Origin of the sequence: Candidatus Poriferisodalis sp., from assembly GCF_965208555.1 — a bacterium.
Classification (GTDB): Bacteria; Actinomycetota; Acidimicrobiia; order Acidimicrobiales; family Poriferisodalaceae; genus Poriferisodalis.
In genome coordinates this window covers 2,642,587-2,659,098 of record NZ_OZ242342.1, presented here as the reverse complement: position 1 = coordinate 2,659,098, position 16,512 = coordinate 2,642,587, and the positions used below count along the sequence as shown (strand labels likewise).

Below are 16,512 nucleotides of genomic sequence, written 5' to 3'. Positions count from 1 at the left end.
TCGGTAACCTCGCGGGGTGCCCGAGATCCACCACATCTCAGCAGAGACCTACGATCGACTCCAAGCCGAGCTCACCGATCTGACCGGGCGGGGCCGCATCGATATCGCAGCTCAGATCGAGACAGCCCGGCTGCTGGGGGACCTCTCGGAGAACGGCGATTACCACGCAGCCAAAGAGGAGCAGGGGAAGATGGAGGGCCGCATCATGCGGTTGAAGTCGATCCTGGAGAACTGCGAGATCGTCTCCGACGCCGAAGGCAGCTTCGACGGCAGCGTCGTGGCGCCGGGTCTGGTGGTGTCCGTTCGCTTCCAAGGCGACGATGACGTCGAGCAGTATTTGTTCGGCTCGATCGAGGAACGCCGGACCGGCATCGAAGTGGTGTCGCCGGGCTCGCCGATGGGCCAGGCGCTCGAAGGCGCCCGGGCGGGCGAGACGGTCACCTATGAGGCCAACGGCAACCAGCTCAGCATCGAGATCATCGCAATCGAGGCCTGAATGACACGACCGCGCACGCTCAGCGAGAAGGTCTGGGACCGCCACATCGTCCGCACCGGCGGTGGGCAGCCAGACCTGCTCTACATCGACCTGCACCTCGTCCACGAGGTCACTTCGCCCCAGGCCTTCGACGGTCTGCGCATGTCCGGGCGCACCGTGCGGCGCCCCGACCTGACCGTGGCGACCGAAGACCACAACGTCCCCACCGCCGATCTGCACCTGCCGATCGCCGACCCGATCTCGGCAAAGCAGGTGCAGGTGCTGCGGGCGAACTGCGACGAGTTCGGCATCACGCTGTACCCGATGGGCGATCCGGGCCAAGGAATCGTGCACGTCATCGGCCCCGAGCAGGGCCTCACGCTGCCCGGCATGACGGTGGTCTGCGGTGACAGTCACACCTCAACGCATGGCGCGTTCGGAGCGCTGGCCTTCGGCATCGGCACCTCCGAGGTGGAGCACGTCCTGGCCAGCCAGACGCTGCCGCAGAGCCGGCCCGCCACGATGGAGGTCAGCGTGGACGGCGAGGCGCCGGCCGGCGTCACCGCCAAGGACATCGTGCTGGCAATCATCGGGCGCATCGGCACCGGCGGCGGCATCGGGCACATCATCGAGTACCGCGGATCGGCCATCCGCGCCCTGTCGATGGAAGGACGCATGACCGTCTGCAACATGTCCATCGAGGCCGGCGCCAAGGCGGGCATGGTGGCACCCGACGAGACCACCTTCGAGTACTTGGCGGGCCGCCGGCACGTGCCGGCCGGCGCCGAATGGGATGCCGCAGTGGCCGATTGGCGCTCGCTGGTGACCGACGACGGCGCGACCTTCGATCGCTCGGTCACGATCGACGCCGCCTCGCTGCGCCCCCATGTGACGTGGGGCACCAACCCTGCCCATGTCATCCCGATCGACGGAGCCGTGCCGGCGCCGGGCGACTTCGATGACCCGGTGGAGGCCACGACGGCACAGCGAGCACTCGACTACATGGGCCTGACCGCCGGCACACGTCTTGCTGATGTCACCGTGGACACAGTGTTCATCGGCAGCTGCACCAACTCCCGGATCGAGGATCTGCGCGCTGCTGCGGCCGTGGCCCGGGGACGCAAGGTTGCGGACGGGGTCCGCACGCTGGTTGTCCCGGGTTCCTTCGCCGTCAAGGCGCAGGCCGAGGCCGAGGGCCTGGATGCGGTGTTTGCCGAAGCGGGCTTCGACTGGCGGGAGCCGGGCTGCTCGATGTGCCTGGCGATGAATCCCGACAAGCTCTCGCCCGGTGAGCGCTCGGCTTCCACCTCCAACCGCAACTTCGAAGGACGGCAGGGGCGGGGCGGGCGCACGCACCTGTGCTCGCCGGAGGTGGCCGCCGCAACGGCCATCGCCGGCCGCTTTGTCACGCCCGACGATCTGGCCTGAGCCGGAACAAGGCCGCAGCGAGCGAGAGGACAGGGTTGATGGAACCAGTACGAGTGCACGAGGGGCGCGCCGTGCCCCTCGACCGCTCTGACGTGGACACCGACCAGATCATCCCCAGCGACTGGCTCAAGCGGGTGGAGCGCACCGGCTTCGGCAAGGGGCTCTTCAGCGAGTGGCGCGACGAGCGCGACTTCGTGCTGAACGACGAGCGCTTCGCAGGCGCCACGGTTCTGGTGGCAGGGTCGAACTTCGGCACCGGCTCGTCTCGCGAGCACGCTGTGTGGGCGCTCATGGACTACGGCTTCGTGGCCGTGGTCTCGCCCCGGTTCGGCGACATCTTCCGCAACAACTCCACCAAGAACGGCTTGGTGCCCGTGCAGGTGTCCGAGGAAGCCGCTGCCCGCCTGCGGGCCGCCGTGGCCGCTGATCCCGACCTCGTGGTGACCATCGACGTGGAGCGGCGAATGCTCAGCGCACCCGCCGTCGGCATCGAGGAGCCGTTTCCGATGGACGACGCAACACAGGAGCGCTTCCTCGAGGGTCTCGACGACATCGGCATCACGCTGCGCAGTGCATCGGCGATCGACGGCTACGAGACAACCCGCCCTGCCTGGATGCCGGCGACCTAGCCCGCGTCTGAACGCACCTCAGGCCGGTTCCGAGCAGCCCGCGAAGAAACGCAGCATCCAGCCGGCGACGAGCTCCTGGTTGCAGGGCGTCGCCAGGCTGGCCTTGGCCTCGGCGACGGCATCGGCACCGAGCAGCTCAGTACGGGTCTCGTACAGCGGGCCGACGAATTCGGGCTGGAACTCCGGGTGGCCCTGCATCCCCACGAGGTGATCCCCGACCGCCAGCATCGCGATCGGGCATCGGTCGGCGCCGGCTAGCACGACGCCGCCGGGCGGCAAGGACAGGACTTGGTCCTGATGGCTGTGGATGAGGCGGATCTCGTCGGCAGGCGGGTCCATCCAGGGACGATGCGCGTGGATCTTCCAGACGTTGGCCCCCACCGTCCATCCATGCTGAGCCCGCTGCACCGTGCCGCCGAGCGCGTGGGCGATCATCTGGTGCCCGAAGCAGACGCCGAACATCTTGCGGCGCTCGGCGTGCAGCCGACGCACGAAATCGGCGAACTGCCTGATCCAGGGAGCGTCGTCGTAGACCGAGGCTCGGGTTCCGGTGGTCATCCAGCCGTCATAGGCATCGAGATCGCTCGGCCATTGATTGTCAGGAAGGCTGAAGGTGTCCATTCGGACGCTCGGGTCAACGCGTGCGATCACGTCAGCGAACATGTCCGAATAGGTGCCGCAGATCGATCTCAGTTCAGGCACGGGGTCGTCGCAGCGCAGCAGGCCCAGCCGCAGCGGCCGCTGCGCATCCGGCGGAACCGAGGTGCCTGAGGGCTGGGGCGACATGCTCAGCTCAGCGGAATGACGAGACCAGCGCGTTGTCTGAGCCCTGTGCGAGCGGTTCGAGCAGTCCGCGTTCGCGCAGGATCGGCATGACGCCCTCACCGAACCAGTACGCCTCTTCGAGGTGCGGGTAACCCGACAGGATGAACTCGTCGAAGCCCAGTGCGTGATACTCCGCGATGCGATCCGCCACCTCGCTGTAGCTGCCGACCAGCGCCGTTCCGGCGCCGCCACGGACGAGTCCGATCCCCGACCACACATTGGGGTGGATCTCCAGCCGCCCGCTGCCCTCGGCGTGAAGCTGGGCCATGCGACGCTGGCCCTCCGACATGGTCGTGGCGAAGTCGGCTTGGGCAGCGGCGATGGCCTCGGGGCTTATGTGCGCGAGCATGTCGTCGGCCACAGCCCAAGCGTCCGCTGCGTCGGGCCGCGTGATGACGTGAAAGCGGATGCCGTAGCGCAGCGTGCGACCGTGTTCCGCAGCTCGGGCCCGCATGCGGTCCAGCCGTTCGGTCACCATGTCAGGGGGCTCGCCCCACGCCAAGTAAACGTCGACGTGCTGGGATGCGATCTGCTCGGCCGCGGGTGACGCCCCGCCGAAGTAGATCGCGGGGAGCGGATCGGGCGCCTCCCGGGTCGTGGCAGCAGCGACCTTGTAGAAATCGCCCTCGAAGTCGAACGGCTCGCCCGACCACGCCTCCCGCACGATGCGCAGGAATTCGCCCGTGCGCGCATAGCGAGTGTCCTTGTCGAGCCAGTCGCCGAAGCGGTTCAGCTCACGGGGTTCAGCGCCGGTGACGATGTTGATGAGCAGCCGCCCGCCCGACAGCCGCTGGTAGGTGGAGGCCATCTGCGCCGCCAGCGTCGGCGACAGAAAGCCCGGCCGGAATGCAACGAGGAACTTGACGCGCTTGGTCAGCGGCGCCAAGGCAATCGTGGAGAGCCACGCGTCCTCGCACATGGTCCCGCACGGCGTGAGCATGCCTTCGTAGCCGAGCTGATCGCAGGCCGTCGCGATCTGAGCGAGATAGTCCATGGACGGCGGCCGCCAGTGCGCGCCCGGCTCGTCGGGCAGCACATCGCGAGAATCGCCGCCCGTTGGCAAGAACCAGTGGACCTTCATCGGCCAGCCACCTTGCTGACGCCATCGCGCTGAACACCGAGCACTGCGTGTGTCACCGTCGATGGCAACGACATCGTCGGTTACGGTAGCGCAGGGTCCCACGGGGCCAAGTCAACAATCACACCCGTCGCGATGTGACCGGCGGGTGTGCCCAAGGAGGGAGAGAGCCCGATGAGGACCACAACGACACGCGGCCCGCGGCGGCGTTCCGGCCAGCTGCTGGTCGCGCTGCTCGCGGTATTCGCGCTCATCGCCGCGTCGTGCGCCAGCGATGACGACGGTGACGACGCCGCGCCCGCGGCCACGGCTGCCGCTGGTTCGAGCAGCGACGCGGCCGACGACATGGACGACGACCACGACCATGACGAAGACGACGGCCACGACCATGACGAAGACGGCGACATGGCCGACGACGGCGACATGGCCGACGATGACATGGCCGACGATGACATGGCCGACGACATGGCCGCTGCAGCGTGCAATGGCGGGCAGAACGTCGGCGGGACGCTCATCATCGGCAGCACGCAGGTGCCCCGGCACCTCAACGGCACGGTGCAGTCGGGCTATGCGACCGCCGTGCCGGGCACGCAGCTCAATGCGAGCCCGCTGCTCTATGACGACGAGTACAACCCCATGCCGTACCTGGCCGAGAGCTGGGAAGTCGCTGACGACGGCCTCTCGGTGACGCTGCACCTCGTGGAGGACGCTGTCTTCCACGACGGAATGCCCATCACCTCCGCCGACGTGGCGTTCTCGATCCAGACGGTGCAGGCCAACCACCCGTTCAAGCCAATGTATGCACCGGTGACGAGCGTGGACACGCCTGACGAGCACACGGCGGTCATCAATCTCAGCCAGCCGCACCCGGCGATCCTGCTGGCGATGTCGCCGGGCCTGCTGCCGATCATCCCGAAGCACATCTTCGACGACGGCCAGGACATGAAGTCCCACCCGCGCAACAGCGAAGACTTCGTGGGTTCGGGTCCGTTCCGGCTGGCCGAGTACGAGCCGGGAACCATCATCCGGATGGAGCGCTTCGACGATTTCTTCATCGAGGGCACGCCGTGCCTGGACGAGATCGTGATGGAGATCACGCCCGATTCGACGGCCATCGTGCTGAGCCTCGAGAACGGCACGACGCACCTGTCGTCCACCTTGGGACCCGCAGCAAATGTGCTTCGCCTGATGGACAACCCCGACGTGGAGGTGACCGCTCAGGGCCACGAGGCCATCGGCCAGATCAACTGGCTGGAGTTCAACTTGAACGACCCTGCCTTGTCTGATGTGCGAGTGCGCCAGGCCATCGGGTACGCGATCGACCGCGACTTCCTCTCGGGAGTCATCGAACAAGGGCTCACCTTCCCGGTGCCGACCGGCATCGCCGCCGCCAGCCCGTTCCACAACGCCGATGTGAACCACTACGACAAGGACATCGACCGGGCCAAGCAGCTGCTGGCCGAGGCGGGCTACGGCGAGGGCGAGCTGGAGCTCACCATCGACTACATCCCGCCGGCGTTCGTGGTCCACGCCGAGTATGTGGTACAGGCGCTGGAGGAAGCCGGCATCAAAGTCGAGCTGAGCGTGTCGCCAGACTTCCCGACCTGGGCACAGCGAGTCGCCGGTGGGGACTACCAGATGACCATCAACCAGGTCTGGAATTGGGGCGATCCCGTCATCGGCGTGCACCGGACCTACCTGTGCGACAACCGGGTGGGCGTGATCTGGACCAACAACACGGGCTACTGCAATCCCGAGGTCGACGCGCTGCTCGCCGCAGCAGGCCAAGAGCTCGACGCCGGTGAACGGACCAGTCTGTACGCCAAGTTCCAGGAGATCGTGGCTGAGGAGGTACCGATCTACTTCCTGAACACGCCCTCGTTCTGGCAGGCGTTCAACCCGGCGGTCATGAACCCGCCGACCAACAACATCTGGGGGCAGATGTCGCCCATGCACCAGGTCTGGCTGGACCAGTAGCGGGTACAGAACTCGTCTCGGCTTCGCCGACGTGACTGCTGGAGCTGCGCCCAACGAGCACGGGCTCGACTGAGGACGGAGCATGCTGAGGTCCATCGCTGCCAGGATCGCCCAAGCACTCGGGCTGATCCTGGCAGTGATGTGCCTCAACTTCTTGCTGATCCACATCACGCCCGGCGATCCGGCCACGGTGATCGTGGGCGAGAGCGGCGCCGGCGACCCCGAGCTGCTCGAGGAGATCCGAGCCCAGTACGGCCTGGACCGTCCGGTCATCGTGCAGCTGCTGTCGTATGTCGGCAGGGTTGCCACGGGCGATCTGGGCGACTCGTTCTTCTTCAACCGGTCGGTGACATCGCTCATCATCGAGCGCCTCTGGCCCACGGTGCTGCTGGTCGGAACGGCGCTGGCGTTCGCCGTGGCAGCCGGGACCATGGTGGGCGTCGCTACTGCGCGACGTCCCGAGAGTCCGCTCAGTCACGGCGCAACCGTGTTGGCGCTCGTGGGCTTCTCGATGCCGGTGTTCTGGACCGGGATCATGCTGGTGATCCTGTTCGCGTCAACGTGGGAGCTGTTGCCGATCCAAGGCTGGCATGACGTGAACTACGGCGAGGGAGCGCTCGCGAATGTGCTCGATGTGGGCGAGCACCTCGTCCTGCCCGCACTCACGCTCGGGCTCATCTACCTGGCGCAGTACAGCCGGCTGTCTCGGGCCTCCATGCTGGAGGTGCTCGAGTCTGACTACGTGCGTACCGCCCGGGCGAAGGGACTGGGCGAGCGCCGGGTGGTGTACAAGCATGCGCTGCGCAACGCCGTCATCCCGGTCGTGACGGTGATCGGCCTGCAGTTCGGGGCGCTGCTGTCGGGCGCGTTGCTGGTCGAGACCGTCTTCAACTGGCCGGGGCTGGGAAGGCTGGCTTTCGACTCGATCCTGCGCCGGGACACCTCGGTGCTGCTCGGCGTGCTGCTGGTGTCGTCGGTCATGGTGATCGTGGCGAACCTGCTGACCGACCTGCTGTACACGATCATCGACCCCCGTATCCGCCTGCGGGAGCGCTCCAATGTCTGACGCTATGGGACGCAGTGAGGTGGCAGCCGCCGATCTGGGGGTCACCCCCGGCCTGGGGGCCGGTGGCGAAGGCGGATCGGGACGCCCCGGCCGGGAGACTCTGCGGCTCTTCGTGCGCAACAAGGCCGCAGTGGCAGGCGTGGTGATGCTCATCGGCATCGTCTTCATGACCGTCGCCGGCCCGAGGATCTACGACAACGACCCCAAGGACATCGTGGCGATCCCGCTCACGGGTCCAGGAGAGTTGGAAGAGGCCCGCCTGGGCACCGACTATCTGGGTCGCGACGTGCTGGCCGGCGTGATCGGCGGCGGCACGACCAGCCTGACGGTTGCTGCCATGGCGGCCGCGATGGTGCTCGTGATCGGCATCAGCATCGGCGCGCTCGCCGGCTACTACGGCGGCTGGCTCGACAGCGCCCTCATGCGCTTCACCGAGTTCTTCCAGGTGCTGCCTGCCCTGCTGTTCGCGATGGTGCTGGTGGCCCTGTTCGAGCCGTCGATGTTCACGATCTCGTTCGCCATCGGCGTGGTGGCGTGGCCGGGGATCGCTCGCATCACCCGTGCAGAGTTCCTGAGGCTGAAGAACCTGGAGTTCGTGCGGGCTGCCCGAGCGGTGGGGGCCACGGACTGGCGCATCATTCGCAAGGTGGTGTTCCCGAACGCGCTGCCGCCGCTGATCGTGTCGGCCACGCTCATCATGGGCACCGCGATCCTGTTCGAGGCGGGGCTGGCATTCCTGGGCCTCGGTGATCCCAATACCACCAGTTGGGGCTTGATGATCGGGCTGAACCGGGGGAACTTCTTGACTGCGTGGTGGTCGGTGACCTTCCCCGGTCTGGCGATCTTCTTCACGGTGCTCAGCTTCAGCCTCATCGGCGACGGCTTGCAGGATGCCTACAACCCCAAGCTGCGGGGACGCTGATCGATGAGCACGGCCGACGCAGGAGGCGACAGCAACGCAGCCGACGCAGGAGGCGACAGCAGCGCAGCAGCCGCGACCGACGGGAACAGCGCGGCACCGAGGCTGCGTGTTCAGGGGCTGACCGTCGGCTTTGACGATTTCGTTGCCGTCAGCGACGTGTCGTTCGACTTGCACGACGGTGCCACCTTGGCGGTAGTGGGCGAATCGGGGTCGGGCAAGTCGGTCACGGCGCTGTCGATCATGCGGCTCATCGAGATCGGCACCCGGGCGGAGATCCGCAGCGGCGAGGTGCTGTTCCGCCATGACGACGGCAGCGTCGACGACTTGCTGCAGCTGCCCGAACCGCAGATGCGATCGATCCGGGGCGATCGCATCTCGATGATCTTTCAAGAGCCGCTCACCAGCCTCAACCCGGTGTACACCGTCGGCAGCCAGATCGGCGAGGCGTTGCGCCTGCACCTGGGCATGAATCGCCGCGAGGCTCGCGAACGCACCCTGGAGATGCTGAACCGGGTGCGCATCCCTGATGCTGCGCGCCGGATCGACCAGTACCCCCACGAGATGTCGGGCGGGATGCGTCAGCGAGTGATGATCGCCATGGCGCTTGCCTGCGACCCGGCGATCCTGATCGCGGATGAGCCCACCACGGCGCTTGACGTGACGATCCAGGCACAGATCCTCGCCCTCATCGCCGAGATGCAGCGCGAGACCGGCGCAGCCGTGCTGATCATCACCCACGACATGGGCGTCGTTGCCGAAGTAGCCGATGAGGTGGTGGTGATGCAGCAGTCGCGATTGGTCGAACGCGGCCACGTCTCGGACATCTTCGATCGGCCGAGCGAGCCGTACACGCAGTCGCTGCTGGCGGCCGTGCCACGCCTCGGGTCGATGTCCGGCGTCGAGGCCCCGCAACGCTTCGACCTGATCGACCCCGATGCACTCGCAGCGGCCGCCGCCTCGGGGACTGACAGCGGCGGAGGCTCGGACTCGTGACGCAGCACGATGCCGCGGCACCGATCGTCGAGGTCGAGGCGCTCACCAAGCACTTCCCAGCCAGCCATGGCGCGCGCGTTCACGCCGTGGAGCAGGTGAGCTTGCACATCGGTCGGGGGGAAACGCTGGCTGTGGTGGGCGAGAGCGGCTGCGGCAAGTCGACGCTGGCGTACCTGATCATCCGCCTGCTGAATCCGACCAGCGGCACCATCCGGCTCGACGGCGCCGACATCACGAGCCTCGGGCCCCGAGCGCTGCGGCCTCACCGGCGCAAGGCGCAGATCGTCTTCCAGGATCCCTTCGCCAGCCTCGATCCTCGCCGGACGGTGGGCAAGGCGATTGCGGAGCCACTCGAGATCCATCGTGCCGTGCCCAAGCGTGAGATCAACGACGTGGTCGCCGACCTGCTGCGACGGGTCGGCATGTCGCCCGACGACATGCGGCAGTACCCGCACCAGTTCTCCGGCGGTCAGCGGCAGCGCATCTGCATCGCCCGGGCCTTGGCGCTGCGGCCCGAATTGGTGATCGCCGACGAGGCGGTCTCGGCGCTGGACGTCTCGATCCAGGCGCAGGTCATCAACCTGATGATGGACCTGCAGGACGAGATGGGCCTGTCGTACCTGTTCATCAGCCACGACCTCGCCGTCGTGGAGCGGATCGCGCACCGGGTCGGCGTGATGTACCTCGGCCAGATCGTCGAGCTGGGATCGCGTCGCGCCATCTTCGAGAATCCCATGCACGACTACACCAAGCGGCTGCTCGACGCGGTGCCGATCGCCGATCCCGGCCGGCGCCGGACCGACCGCTCGGTGCAGACCGACGAGGTGCCAAGCCCGGTCTTCGAAGCCGGCACCGCCCCCGAACCGGTGACGCTCGTCGAGGTGGAGCCGGGGCACCTCGTGGCGCAAGAGGAGCACGTCTGATGGGAACGAACCAACCGTTCGTGATCTACCCGGCTCGGCGGGTCATCACCATCAACCCCGCCTTTCCCTTCGGCGAAGCCGTCGCAGTGTCGGGCGATCGCATCCTGGGCGTCGGCAGCACCGACGAGCTGGCGTCGTGGGGCGAGCACCGCGTTGACGATCGTTTTGCCGAGCACGTGCTGATGCCCGGATTCATCGAAGCCCACTGCCACGTCATGTCGGGCGGGCTGTGGAACTCCACTTACGTCGGCTACTTCGACCGGCGCGACCCGCAGGGACTGCTGTGGCCCGGCTGCACGTCGATCGACGATGTCCTCGAGCGTCTCGGCAAGGCCGCGGCGGACATGACAGACGACTCGCAGACACTGCTGGCCTGGGGTCTCGACCCCATCTACTTCCCTGGCGAGCGGCTCGTGGCACGCCATCTCGACACGGTGACCGGCGATCGGCCGACACTGGTGCTGCATGCCAGCGGGCATCTCGCCACGATCAACACCGCGCTCATGGAGCGCTGCGGGATAGACGAGACGGCGACCAGCCCGGGAGTTGCCCGCGGCGGCGACGGATTGCCCAATGGCGAGCTTCACGAACCCGCGGGCATGATGCTCGCCGCCGACGCGTTCGTCGACATGATGAACGCCAACCGCACTGAGCAAGCCCGCTGGCGCTATGCGAACGAGGCGCGCAATGCGGGGCACACCCTGCTGACCGACCTGGGCACCACGCAGCTCTGGGACCCTGAACAGCTCGGCAACTGGAAAAAGGTGACCAGCGATCCGGCATATCCGGCCCGGGTGATGGTGGCAATGTCGAACCTGTTCGGCGCCACAGCCGATCCGGCCGAACTCGCCGAGCTGTGCGTGCAGTTGAAGGGCGAGCAGACTTCGAAGCTGCGCTTCGGCATCGTGAAGCTGATCCTGGACGGCTCGATCCAAGGGTTCACTGCCCGCATCAGCTGGCCGCACTACTACAAACCGCCGCCGGGGCATATCGGCAACGGCATGTGGCTGACGGCGCCCGACCAGATGGCCGATCTCGTAGAGCCGTACCACCGGGCCGGCTTGACCGTGCACTGTCACTGCAACGGGGACGAGGCAACCGAGGTGTTCGTTGACGCCGTCGAGCAGGTGCTGGAGCGCTACCCCCGCTGGGACCACCGCCACACCGTGCAGCACTGCCAGCTCACCACGCCCGACCAGTACCGCCGCATGGCAGCCCTGGGCATGTGCGCCAACATCTTCTCGAACCACATCTACTACTGGGGCGACCAGCACCGGGACGTCACCGTGGGGCCCGAACGCGCTGCCCGCATGGACGCCTGCCGCACAGCTCTGGACAGCGGCGTCAGCTTCTCGGTCCATTCTGATTCGCCGATTACGCCGCTCGGGCACCTGCACACGGCCTGGTGCGCCGTGAATCGGGTGACGGCGTCGGGCGAGGTGCTGGGGCCTGATGAGCGCATCGGCGTGCCGGACGCATTGCGAGCGATCACCATCGAGGCGGCCCGGCAGCTCAAGCTGGACGGCGATATCGGCAGCATCGAAGCAGGCAAGCTGGCCGACTTCGCAGTGCTCGACGACGATCCTCTCGAGGTCGATCCGATGGCATTGCGTGACATCGGCGTGTGGGGCACGGTGCTCGGCGGCGTGCCCCAGCCCGCCGAGATCAGCGACGTGTGAGCACTCAGCCCATTCACGTGACCGTCATCGGCGGCTATCTCGGCGCCGGCAAGACCACGCTCGTGAACCACGTGCTGCGTTCGTCGGACGAACGCATCGCAGTGATCGTCAACGACTTCGGCGAGATCTCCATCGACGAGGATCTCATCGTCGCTGCCGAGAGCGACAAGCTGACCCTCGCCAACGGCTGCATCTGCTGCACCTTGGCCGATGGCTTTGCTGTGGCACTGAACACTGTCCGGTCCGCCGAGGTGCTGCCCGAGCGGCTGCTCATCGAGGCGAGCGGCGTAGCCGACCCCGCCCAGATCGCGGCGTATGGCCACACCCCCGGTCTGCGACTCGACGCAGTGGTCGTGCTGGCCGATGCCGAGCAGGTGCGGCGTCAAGCCAGTGACCGCTGGGTGGCCGACACCGTGCGAATGCAGCTCGCAGCGGCAGACCTGCTCGTCGTCAACAAGGTCGACCTGCTCGGCGATGCCGCCGCCGCTGATGCGTTGTGCGACTGGCTGGCGGGACTCGCCGGGCAGGCCGCATTGGTGCGCTCCAGCCGGGCGGCAGTGCCCATCGACGTGCTGTTCGGCCCGAGGCTTCGAGATGATGCCGCAGAACCGCCGCAGAGCAGTCCTGCCGCAGCCGTCGCCGCCACGCCAGTGACAGCGGAGGAAGTGTTCGAGTCACAGACCGTCGAACTCGACACCCCCGTGCCGATGCCCGTTGTCGAAGCGCTGCTCGCCGACCTGCCCGACGGCGTCGCCCGCCTCAAGGGACTGGTACCGCTCTCAGACTCGAGCGGCCAGGTCGCGATCTATGTGGTGCAAGCCGTCGGCGTCCGCACCTCGATCGACAGGCAACCAGCGGAGTCACACGAATCGACTCGCCGCTGGGCCATCAGCGTCATCGCGCACAAGGGCACGCTGCCTCCCGACTGGTTGCGCTCTCGGCTCAAGACGGCAACTCAGTGATCGCAGACGCGCTCGTGCCAGACTCATTGGCGCAGCCGTGCGGCCGTGCCCATGGCGGCCGCTCCCCTTTGCCCCGGTCCTGGAGTCACTGAGATGGCGATCACTGTTCCTGAACCTGATGTCAACAACGTGTGGCGGACCGAGACACCGGGCAATGAGGGGTGGCTTCGATCGGCGCGACCGGATGCCGACGACAAGTTCTTCATGTGCTCGGCGGACGGGCATGTGCAGGAACCGAATACGTTCCTCTACGACCGCATCGATCCTGCGTATCACCACCGGCTGCCGACCATCGCCGTCACCAAGGCCATGGACGTTCACGGCAAGGGCGCGAAGGACGCCGGCGCCAAGGGTGAAGGCGGCGGTGCGACCGAGGAGCAGTTCTTCCAGAAGGCGGAGGGCTTCCGGCCGGCCAAGCTCAACTGGACCAAGCCGTTCGAAGGCCATGAGAAGCTGCGCAACCAGTCCGGGCGCAGCCCCGAGGCCCGGCTGGCCGATCTGGCGCTCGACGGCTGCGATGCCGAGATCCTGTTTCCGAACAAGGGACTGTCCATCTGGGCCACCCCCGATGCCGACTTCAGCCACGCCATGTGCCGGGCCTACAACGAATGGGCCTGGGAGGAGTTCGCCGACTACAACGACCGGTTGGCGCCGATGGCCTGCATCGCCCCTGCGGCGCTGGACAAGGCCATCGCCGAGATCGAGCGCTGCGCAGCGCTCGGGTTCAAGGGCTTGAGTCTGCCGGCCAAGCCCGTTTTCGGGCCGCCCGACGTCGACGACCTCAACTACAACCTGCGCGAGATGGAGCCGCTGTGGGACTGCATTGACGAGGTAGAGCTGCCGGTCACGTTCCACGTCTCAACCGGGCGTGATCCACGTACCTCCCGCAGCCAGGGCGGTGCTGTCATCAACTACGCCGTGCACTCGCTGGCGCCCACCATGGAGCCGCTGGTCAACATCTGCGCCTCAGGCGTCGCGGAGCGGCACCCCAAGCTGCAGTTCGGGTCGATCGAGGCCGGCATCGGCTGGGTGCCGTGGATGCTGACCGCTATGGACGAGGCGTACCTCAAGCACCACATGTGGGTGCGGCCCAAGCTGCAGATGCTGCCCAGCGAGTACTTCAAGCGCCAAGGCTTCGCCAGCTTCCAAGAAGACCCTGCCGGCCTCGACCTCGCCCGCGAGCACGGCTTGGTCGACAACTTCCTGTGGGCGAACGACTTCCCCCACCACGAGGGCTCGTGGCCATACTCCGCGCAGGCCATCGAACGCACCATGAGCCACCTCGACGACGGCGAACGGGCCAAGATCCTCGGGCTCAACTCCGCCCGCATCTTCGGCTTCGAGATCCCCGAGCGCTACCTGGGACACCCCGACGCCGCCGCAGTCGCCGCCCAGCGCTGACGCTTGCCCGATCAGGCGTTGACTGCGTAGGGGACGGGATCGCCGGCCAGCGCCAGGTTGACCTGCTCGGCGATCTGGGTGCCGGCGCGGTCCTGCGCCTCGGTGGTGCTGGCACCGAGGTGCGGGGTGGCGACCACATCGGGGCGGCCGAACAGCGGGGAGTCGGTAGCTGGCTCGGTCGCATAGACGTCCACCGCTACACCGCCCAGCCGGCCTTCTTCGAGGGCCTGCGCAGCGGCCGCCTCGTCGAGGATGCCGCCCCGGGCCGTGTTCACAATCAGGGCATGCGGGCGGCACTTGGCGAGGTTCTCAGCGCCGAGCAGATCGGCCGTCTCGGCAGTCCGCGGCATGTGGAGCGTGATGATGTCAGACCGCGCCAGCAGTTCTTCGAACGGCACCATGTCGACCCCGGCTGCGCGGGCTGACTCCGCGCTCACGTAAGGGTCGTAGGCGATGAGCGCCACATCGAACGGGGCGATCCGCTGCGCCACCAGGCGACCGACTCGGCCCAGACCCAAGATGCCGACCGTCTTTCGGTAGATCTCCATGCCGCCCCAGCGACTGCGCTCCCACCGGCCGTCCGAGAGCGCCTGATGAGCCTGCGGAATATGGCGCGCCAGCGTCAGCATGAGCGCCACGGTCATCTCCGCCGCAGACACCACATTGCTGAACGGTGCGTTGCACACCAGCACGCCACGCTCGGTCGCAGCGGCCACATCGACGTTGTCGAGCCCGACGCCGGCACGCCCGACGACGACGAGCGAGTCTCCGGCGGCCAAGAGGTCGACATCGACCTGTGTCGCCGACCGGACGACGAGCGCCTGCGCGCCAGGGATAGCGTCGCGAAGCTCGTCGGGGCTCAGCCCCGTGCGGATGTCGATGTCGTGGCCGGCCGCGCTCAGCAGGCGTAGACCGGCGTCGGCCAGCGTCTCGGCAACCAGGACTCGTGCCATCTCATCCGACCAGGTCTGCTATGCGGCTGATGCCTTCGGCCAGATCGTCGAGACCCAGGGCGAACGAGAACCGGGCATAGCCGGGGGCACCGAACGCTTCGCCGGGCACGAACGCCACCTTGGCCTGCTCGAGCACGGCTGCCGCCAGCTCCAGCGTCGTGTTCGCCGCGGTATCGCCGTAGCGGCGTCCCAGCAGCCCTTCCATGTTCGGGAAGGCATAGAACGCACCTTCGGGCTCCGGGCACTCGACGCCGTCAATCGAGTTGAGCATCTCGGTGATGCGCTGGCGGCGCACGTCGAAGGCCGCCCGCATCATGGCCACAGCTTCGAGATCGCCCGACACTGCGGCAAGCGCCGCCGCTTGGGCGACGTTGCAGACGTTGGAGGTGGCATGGCTCTGCAGATTGGTGGCCGCAGCGATGACGTCGGGCGGCCCGGCCATCCACCCGACCCGCCAGCCCGTCATGGCGTAGGTCTTGGCGACGCCGTTCAGCACGACGCAGCGGTCGGCGATCTCGGGCACAAGCACCGGCAACGAGTGGTGCTCCGCATCGCCGTAGGTGAGGTGCTCATAGATCTCATCGGTGATCACCCACAGGCCGTGCTCGACGGCCCACTGGCCGATGGCGACGATCTCATCCCGCGGGTACACGGCGCCGGTCGGGTTGGACGGCGACACGAACAGCAGCGCCTTCGTGCGGTCGGTGCGTGCTGCTTCGAGCTGGTCCAGGCTCACCCGGAACCCGCTCTCGATGCCGGCGAACACCTCGACCGGCACGCCGCCGAACACCCGGATCGCCTCGGGATAGGTGGTCCAGTAGGGCGCCGGCAACAGCACTTCGTCGCCGGGATCGATAAGCGCGGCCATGGTGTTGTAGACGGCCTGCTTGCCGCCGTTCGTGACCAGGAATTGGCTCGCGTCCCAGTCGAGGCCGCTGTCGCGCTTGGTCTTGGCTGCCAGCGCGGTTTTCAAGGCAGGCAGACCGCCGGCGGGCGAGTAGCGGTGGTTCGCCGTGTCACGGCATGCAGCCGCTGCGGCGTCCACGATGTGCTCGGGTGTCGGGAAGTCGGGTTCGCCGGCGCCGAAGCCGATCACGTTCTCGCCCGCCGCCCGCAACGCCTTGGCCTTCGCGTCCACGGCGAGGGTGGCCGACGGGGCGATGCCCGCCAGTGCCGTCGATACTCGATTGCTCATTGAGCG

The 16,512-nt window shown here is 67.2% G+C and carries 13 protein-coding genes and 1 pseudogene; 10 read left to right on the top strand and 4 right to left on the bottom strand.

Annotated features, from left to right (window positions below; all coding sequences use genetic code 11):
• The first annotated feature begins 16 nt into the window (after positions 1-16).
• The 3 genes from ACOGXE_RS12235 to leuD are packed head-to-tail and all read left to right on the top strand — an operon-like array spanning position 17 to position 2,532.
• Positions 17-496 carry a GreA/GreB family elongation factor gene (locus tag ACOGXE_RS12235; RefSeq protein ID WP_419931188.1) on the top strand — a complete coding sequence of 160 codons (480 nt, stop codon included), beginning with the start codon at positions 17-19 and terminating at the stop codon, positions 494-496.
• On the top strand, positions 497-1,903 hold the full coding sequence (leuC, locus tag ACOGXE_RS12230; protein ID WP_419931187.1) for a 3-isopropylmalate dehydratase large subunit: 1,407 nt from the start codon (positions 497-499) through the stop codon (positions 1,901-1,903).
• Positions 1,904-1,941: 38 nt separating this feature from the next.
• Positions 1,942-2,532, top strand: a complete 591-nt coding sequence (gene leuD, locus ACOGXE_RS12225; protein ID WP_419931186.1) for a 3-isopropylmalate dehydratase small subunit — start codon at positions 1,942-1,944, stop codon at positions 2,530-2,532.
• Positions 2,533-2,550: 18 nt separating this feature from the next.
• On the opposite strand, the gene ACOGXE_RS12220 is transcribed toward leuD, so the two are convergent.
• Positions 2,551-3,318 carry a glutamine amidotransferase-related protein gene (locus ACOGXE_RS12220; RefSeq protein ID WP_419931185.1) on the bottom strand — a complete coding sequence of 256 codons (768 nt, stop codon included), beginning with the start codon at positions 3,316-3,318 and terminating at the stop codon, positions 2,551-2,553.
• Positions 3,319-3,325: 7 nt separating this feature from the next.
• Positions 3,326-4,438, bottom strand: coding sequence for an LLM class flavin-dependent oxidoreductase (locus tag ACOGXE_RS12215; protein ID WP_419931184.1), 1,113 nt, complete (start codon positions 4,436-4,438; stop codon positions 3,326-3,328).
• A gap of 171 nt (positions 4,439-4,609) precedes the next feature.
• Between ACOGXE_RS12215 and ACOGXE_RS12210 the strand changes: the two genes are divergently transcribed.
• The 7 genes and pseudogenes from ACOGXE_RS12210 to ACOGXE_RS12180 all read left to right on the top strand — a co-directional run bounded on the left by ACOGXE_RS12210 (position 4,610) and on the right by ACOGXE_RS12180 (position 14,358).
• A complete protein-coding gene (locus ACOGXE_RS12210; RefSeq protein WP_419931183.1) occupies positions 4,610-6,412 on the top strand; it encodes an ABC transporter substrate-binding protein in 1,803 nt (600 codons plus the stop codon).
• Positions 6,413-6,494: 82 nt separating this feature from the next.
• A complete protein-coding gene (locus ACOGXE_RS12205) occupies positions 6,495-7,478 on the top strand; it encodes an ABC transporter permease (RefSeq protein ID WP_419863972.1) in 984 nt (327 codons plus the stop codon).
• Positions 7,471-8,400 (top strand): ABC transporter permease, encoded by a 930-nt coding sequence (locus ACOGXE_RS12200; protein ID WP_419863971.1) that lies wholly within the window; start codon positions 7,471-7,473, stop codon positions 8,398-8,400. Before ACOGXE_RS12205 ends, ACOGXE_RS12200 begins: the two co-directional genes overlap by 8 nt.
• A 3-nt stretch (positions 8,401-8,403) precedes the next feature.
• Positions 8,404-10,316 (top strand): annotated as a pseudogene (locus ACOGXE_RS12195) (dipeptide ABC transporter ATP-binding protein).
• Positions 10,316-11,995 carry an amidohydrolase gene (locus ACOGXE_RS12190; RefSeq protein WP_419931182.1) on the top strand — a complete coding sequence of 560 codons (1,680 nt, stop codon included), beginning with the start codon at positions 10,316-10,318 and terminating at the stop codon, positions 11,993-11,995. Before ACOGXE_RS12195 ends, ACOGXE_RS12190 begins: the two are co-directional and overlap by 1 nt.
• Positions 11,992-12,957, top strand: a complete 966-nt coding sequence (locus ACOGXE_RS12185) for a CobW family GTP-binding protein (RefSeq protein ID WP_419931181.1) — start codon at positions 11,992-11,994, stop codon at positions 12,955-12,957. Before ACOGXE_RS12190 ends, ACOGXE_RS12185 begins: the two co-directional genes overlap by 4 nt.
• 93 nt (positions 12,958-13,050) lie before the next feature.
• Positions 13,051-14,358 (top strand): amidohydrolase family protein, encoded by a 1,308-nt coding sequence (locus ACOGXE_RS12180; RefSeq protein WP_419931180.1) that lies wholly within the window; start codon positions 13,051-13,053, stop codon positions 14,356-14,358.
• A gap of 11 nt (positions 14,359-14,369) precedes the next feature.
• On the opposite strand, the gene ACOGXE_RS12175 is transcribed toward ACOGXE_RS12180, so the two are convergent.
• Complete coding sequence (locus tag ACOGXE_RS12175; protein WP_419931179.1) at positions 14,370-15,311, bottom strand: hydroxyacid dehydrogenase; 942 nt, start codon at positions 15,309-15,311, stop codon at positions 14,370-14,372.
• A gap of 1 nt (position 15,312) precedes the next feature.
• Entirely contained in the window at positions 15,313-16,506 is a 1,194-nt protein-coding gene (locus tag ACOGXE_RS12170; RefSeq protein ID WP_419931178.1) for a pyridoxal phosphate-dependent aminotransferase, read from the bottom strand.
• Positions 16,507-16,512: the final 6 nt, after the last annotated feature.

Coding starts and splice junctions, on each gene's coding strand:
- ACOGXE_RS12180 (WP_419931180.1), top strand. CDS start 13,051: ATGGCGATCACTGTTCCTGAACCTGATGTCAACAACGTGTGGCGGACC.
- ACOGXE_RS12205 (WP_419863972.1), top strand. CDS start 6,495: ATGCTGAGGTCCATCGCTGCCAGGATCGCCCAAGCACTCGGGCTGATC.
- leuC (WP_419931187.1), top strand. CDS start 497: ATGACACGACCGCGCACGCTCAGCGAGAAGGTCTGGGACCGCCACATC.
- ACOGXE_RS12175 (WP_419931179.1), bottom strand. CDS start 15,311: ATGGCACGAGTCCTGGTTGCCGAGACGCTGGCCGACGCCGGTCTACGC.
- ACOGXE_RS12210 (WP_419931183.1), top strand. CDS start 4,610: ATGAGGACCACAACGACACGCGGCCCGCGGCGGCGTTCCGGCCAGCTG.
- leuD (WP_419931186.1), top strand. CDS start 1,942: ATGGAACCAGTACGAGTGCACGAGGGGCGCGCCGTGCCCCTCGACCGC.
- ACOGXE_RS12170 (WP_419931178.1), bottom strand. CDS start 16,506: ATGAGCAATCGAGTATCGACGGCACTGGCGGGCATCGCCCCGTCGGCC.
- ACOGXE_RS12220 (WP_419931185.1), bottom strand. CDS start 3,318: ATGTCGCCCCAGCCCTCAGGCACCTCGGTTCCGCCGGATGCGCAGCGG.
- ACOGXE_RS12190 (WP_419931182.1), top strand. CDS start 10,316: ATGGGAACGAACCAACCGTTCGTGATCTACCCGGCTCGGCGGGTCATC.
- ACOGXE_RS12200 (WP_419863971.1), top strand. CDS start 7,471: ATGTCTGACGCTATGGGACGCAGTGAGGTGGCAGCCGCCGATCTGGGG.
- ACOGXE_RS12215 (WP_419931184.1), bottom strand. CDS start 4,438: ATGAAGGTCCACTGGTTCTTGCCAACGGGCGGCGATTCTCGCGATGTG.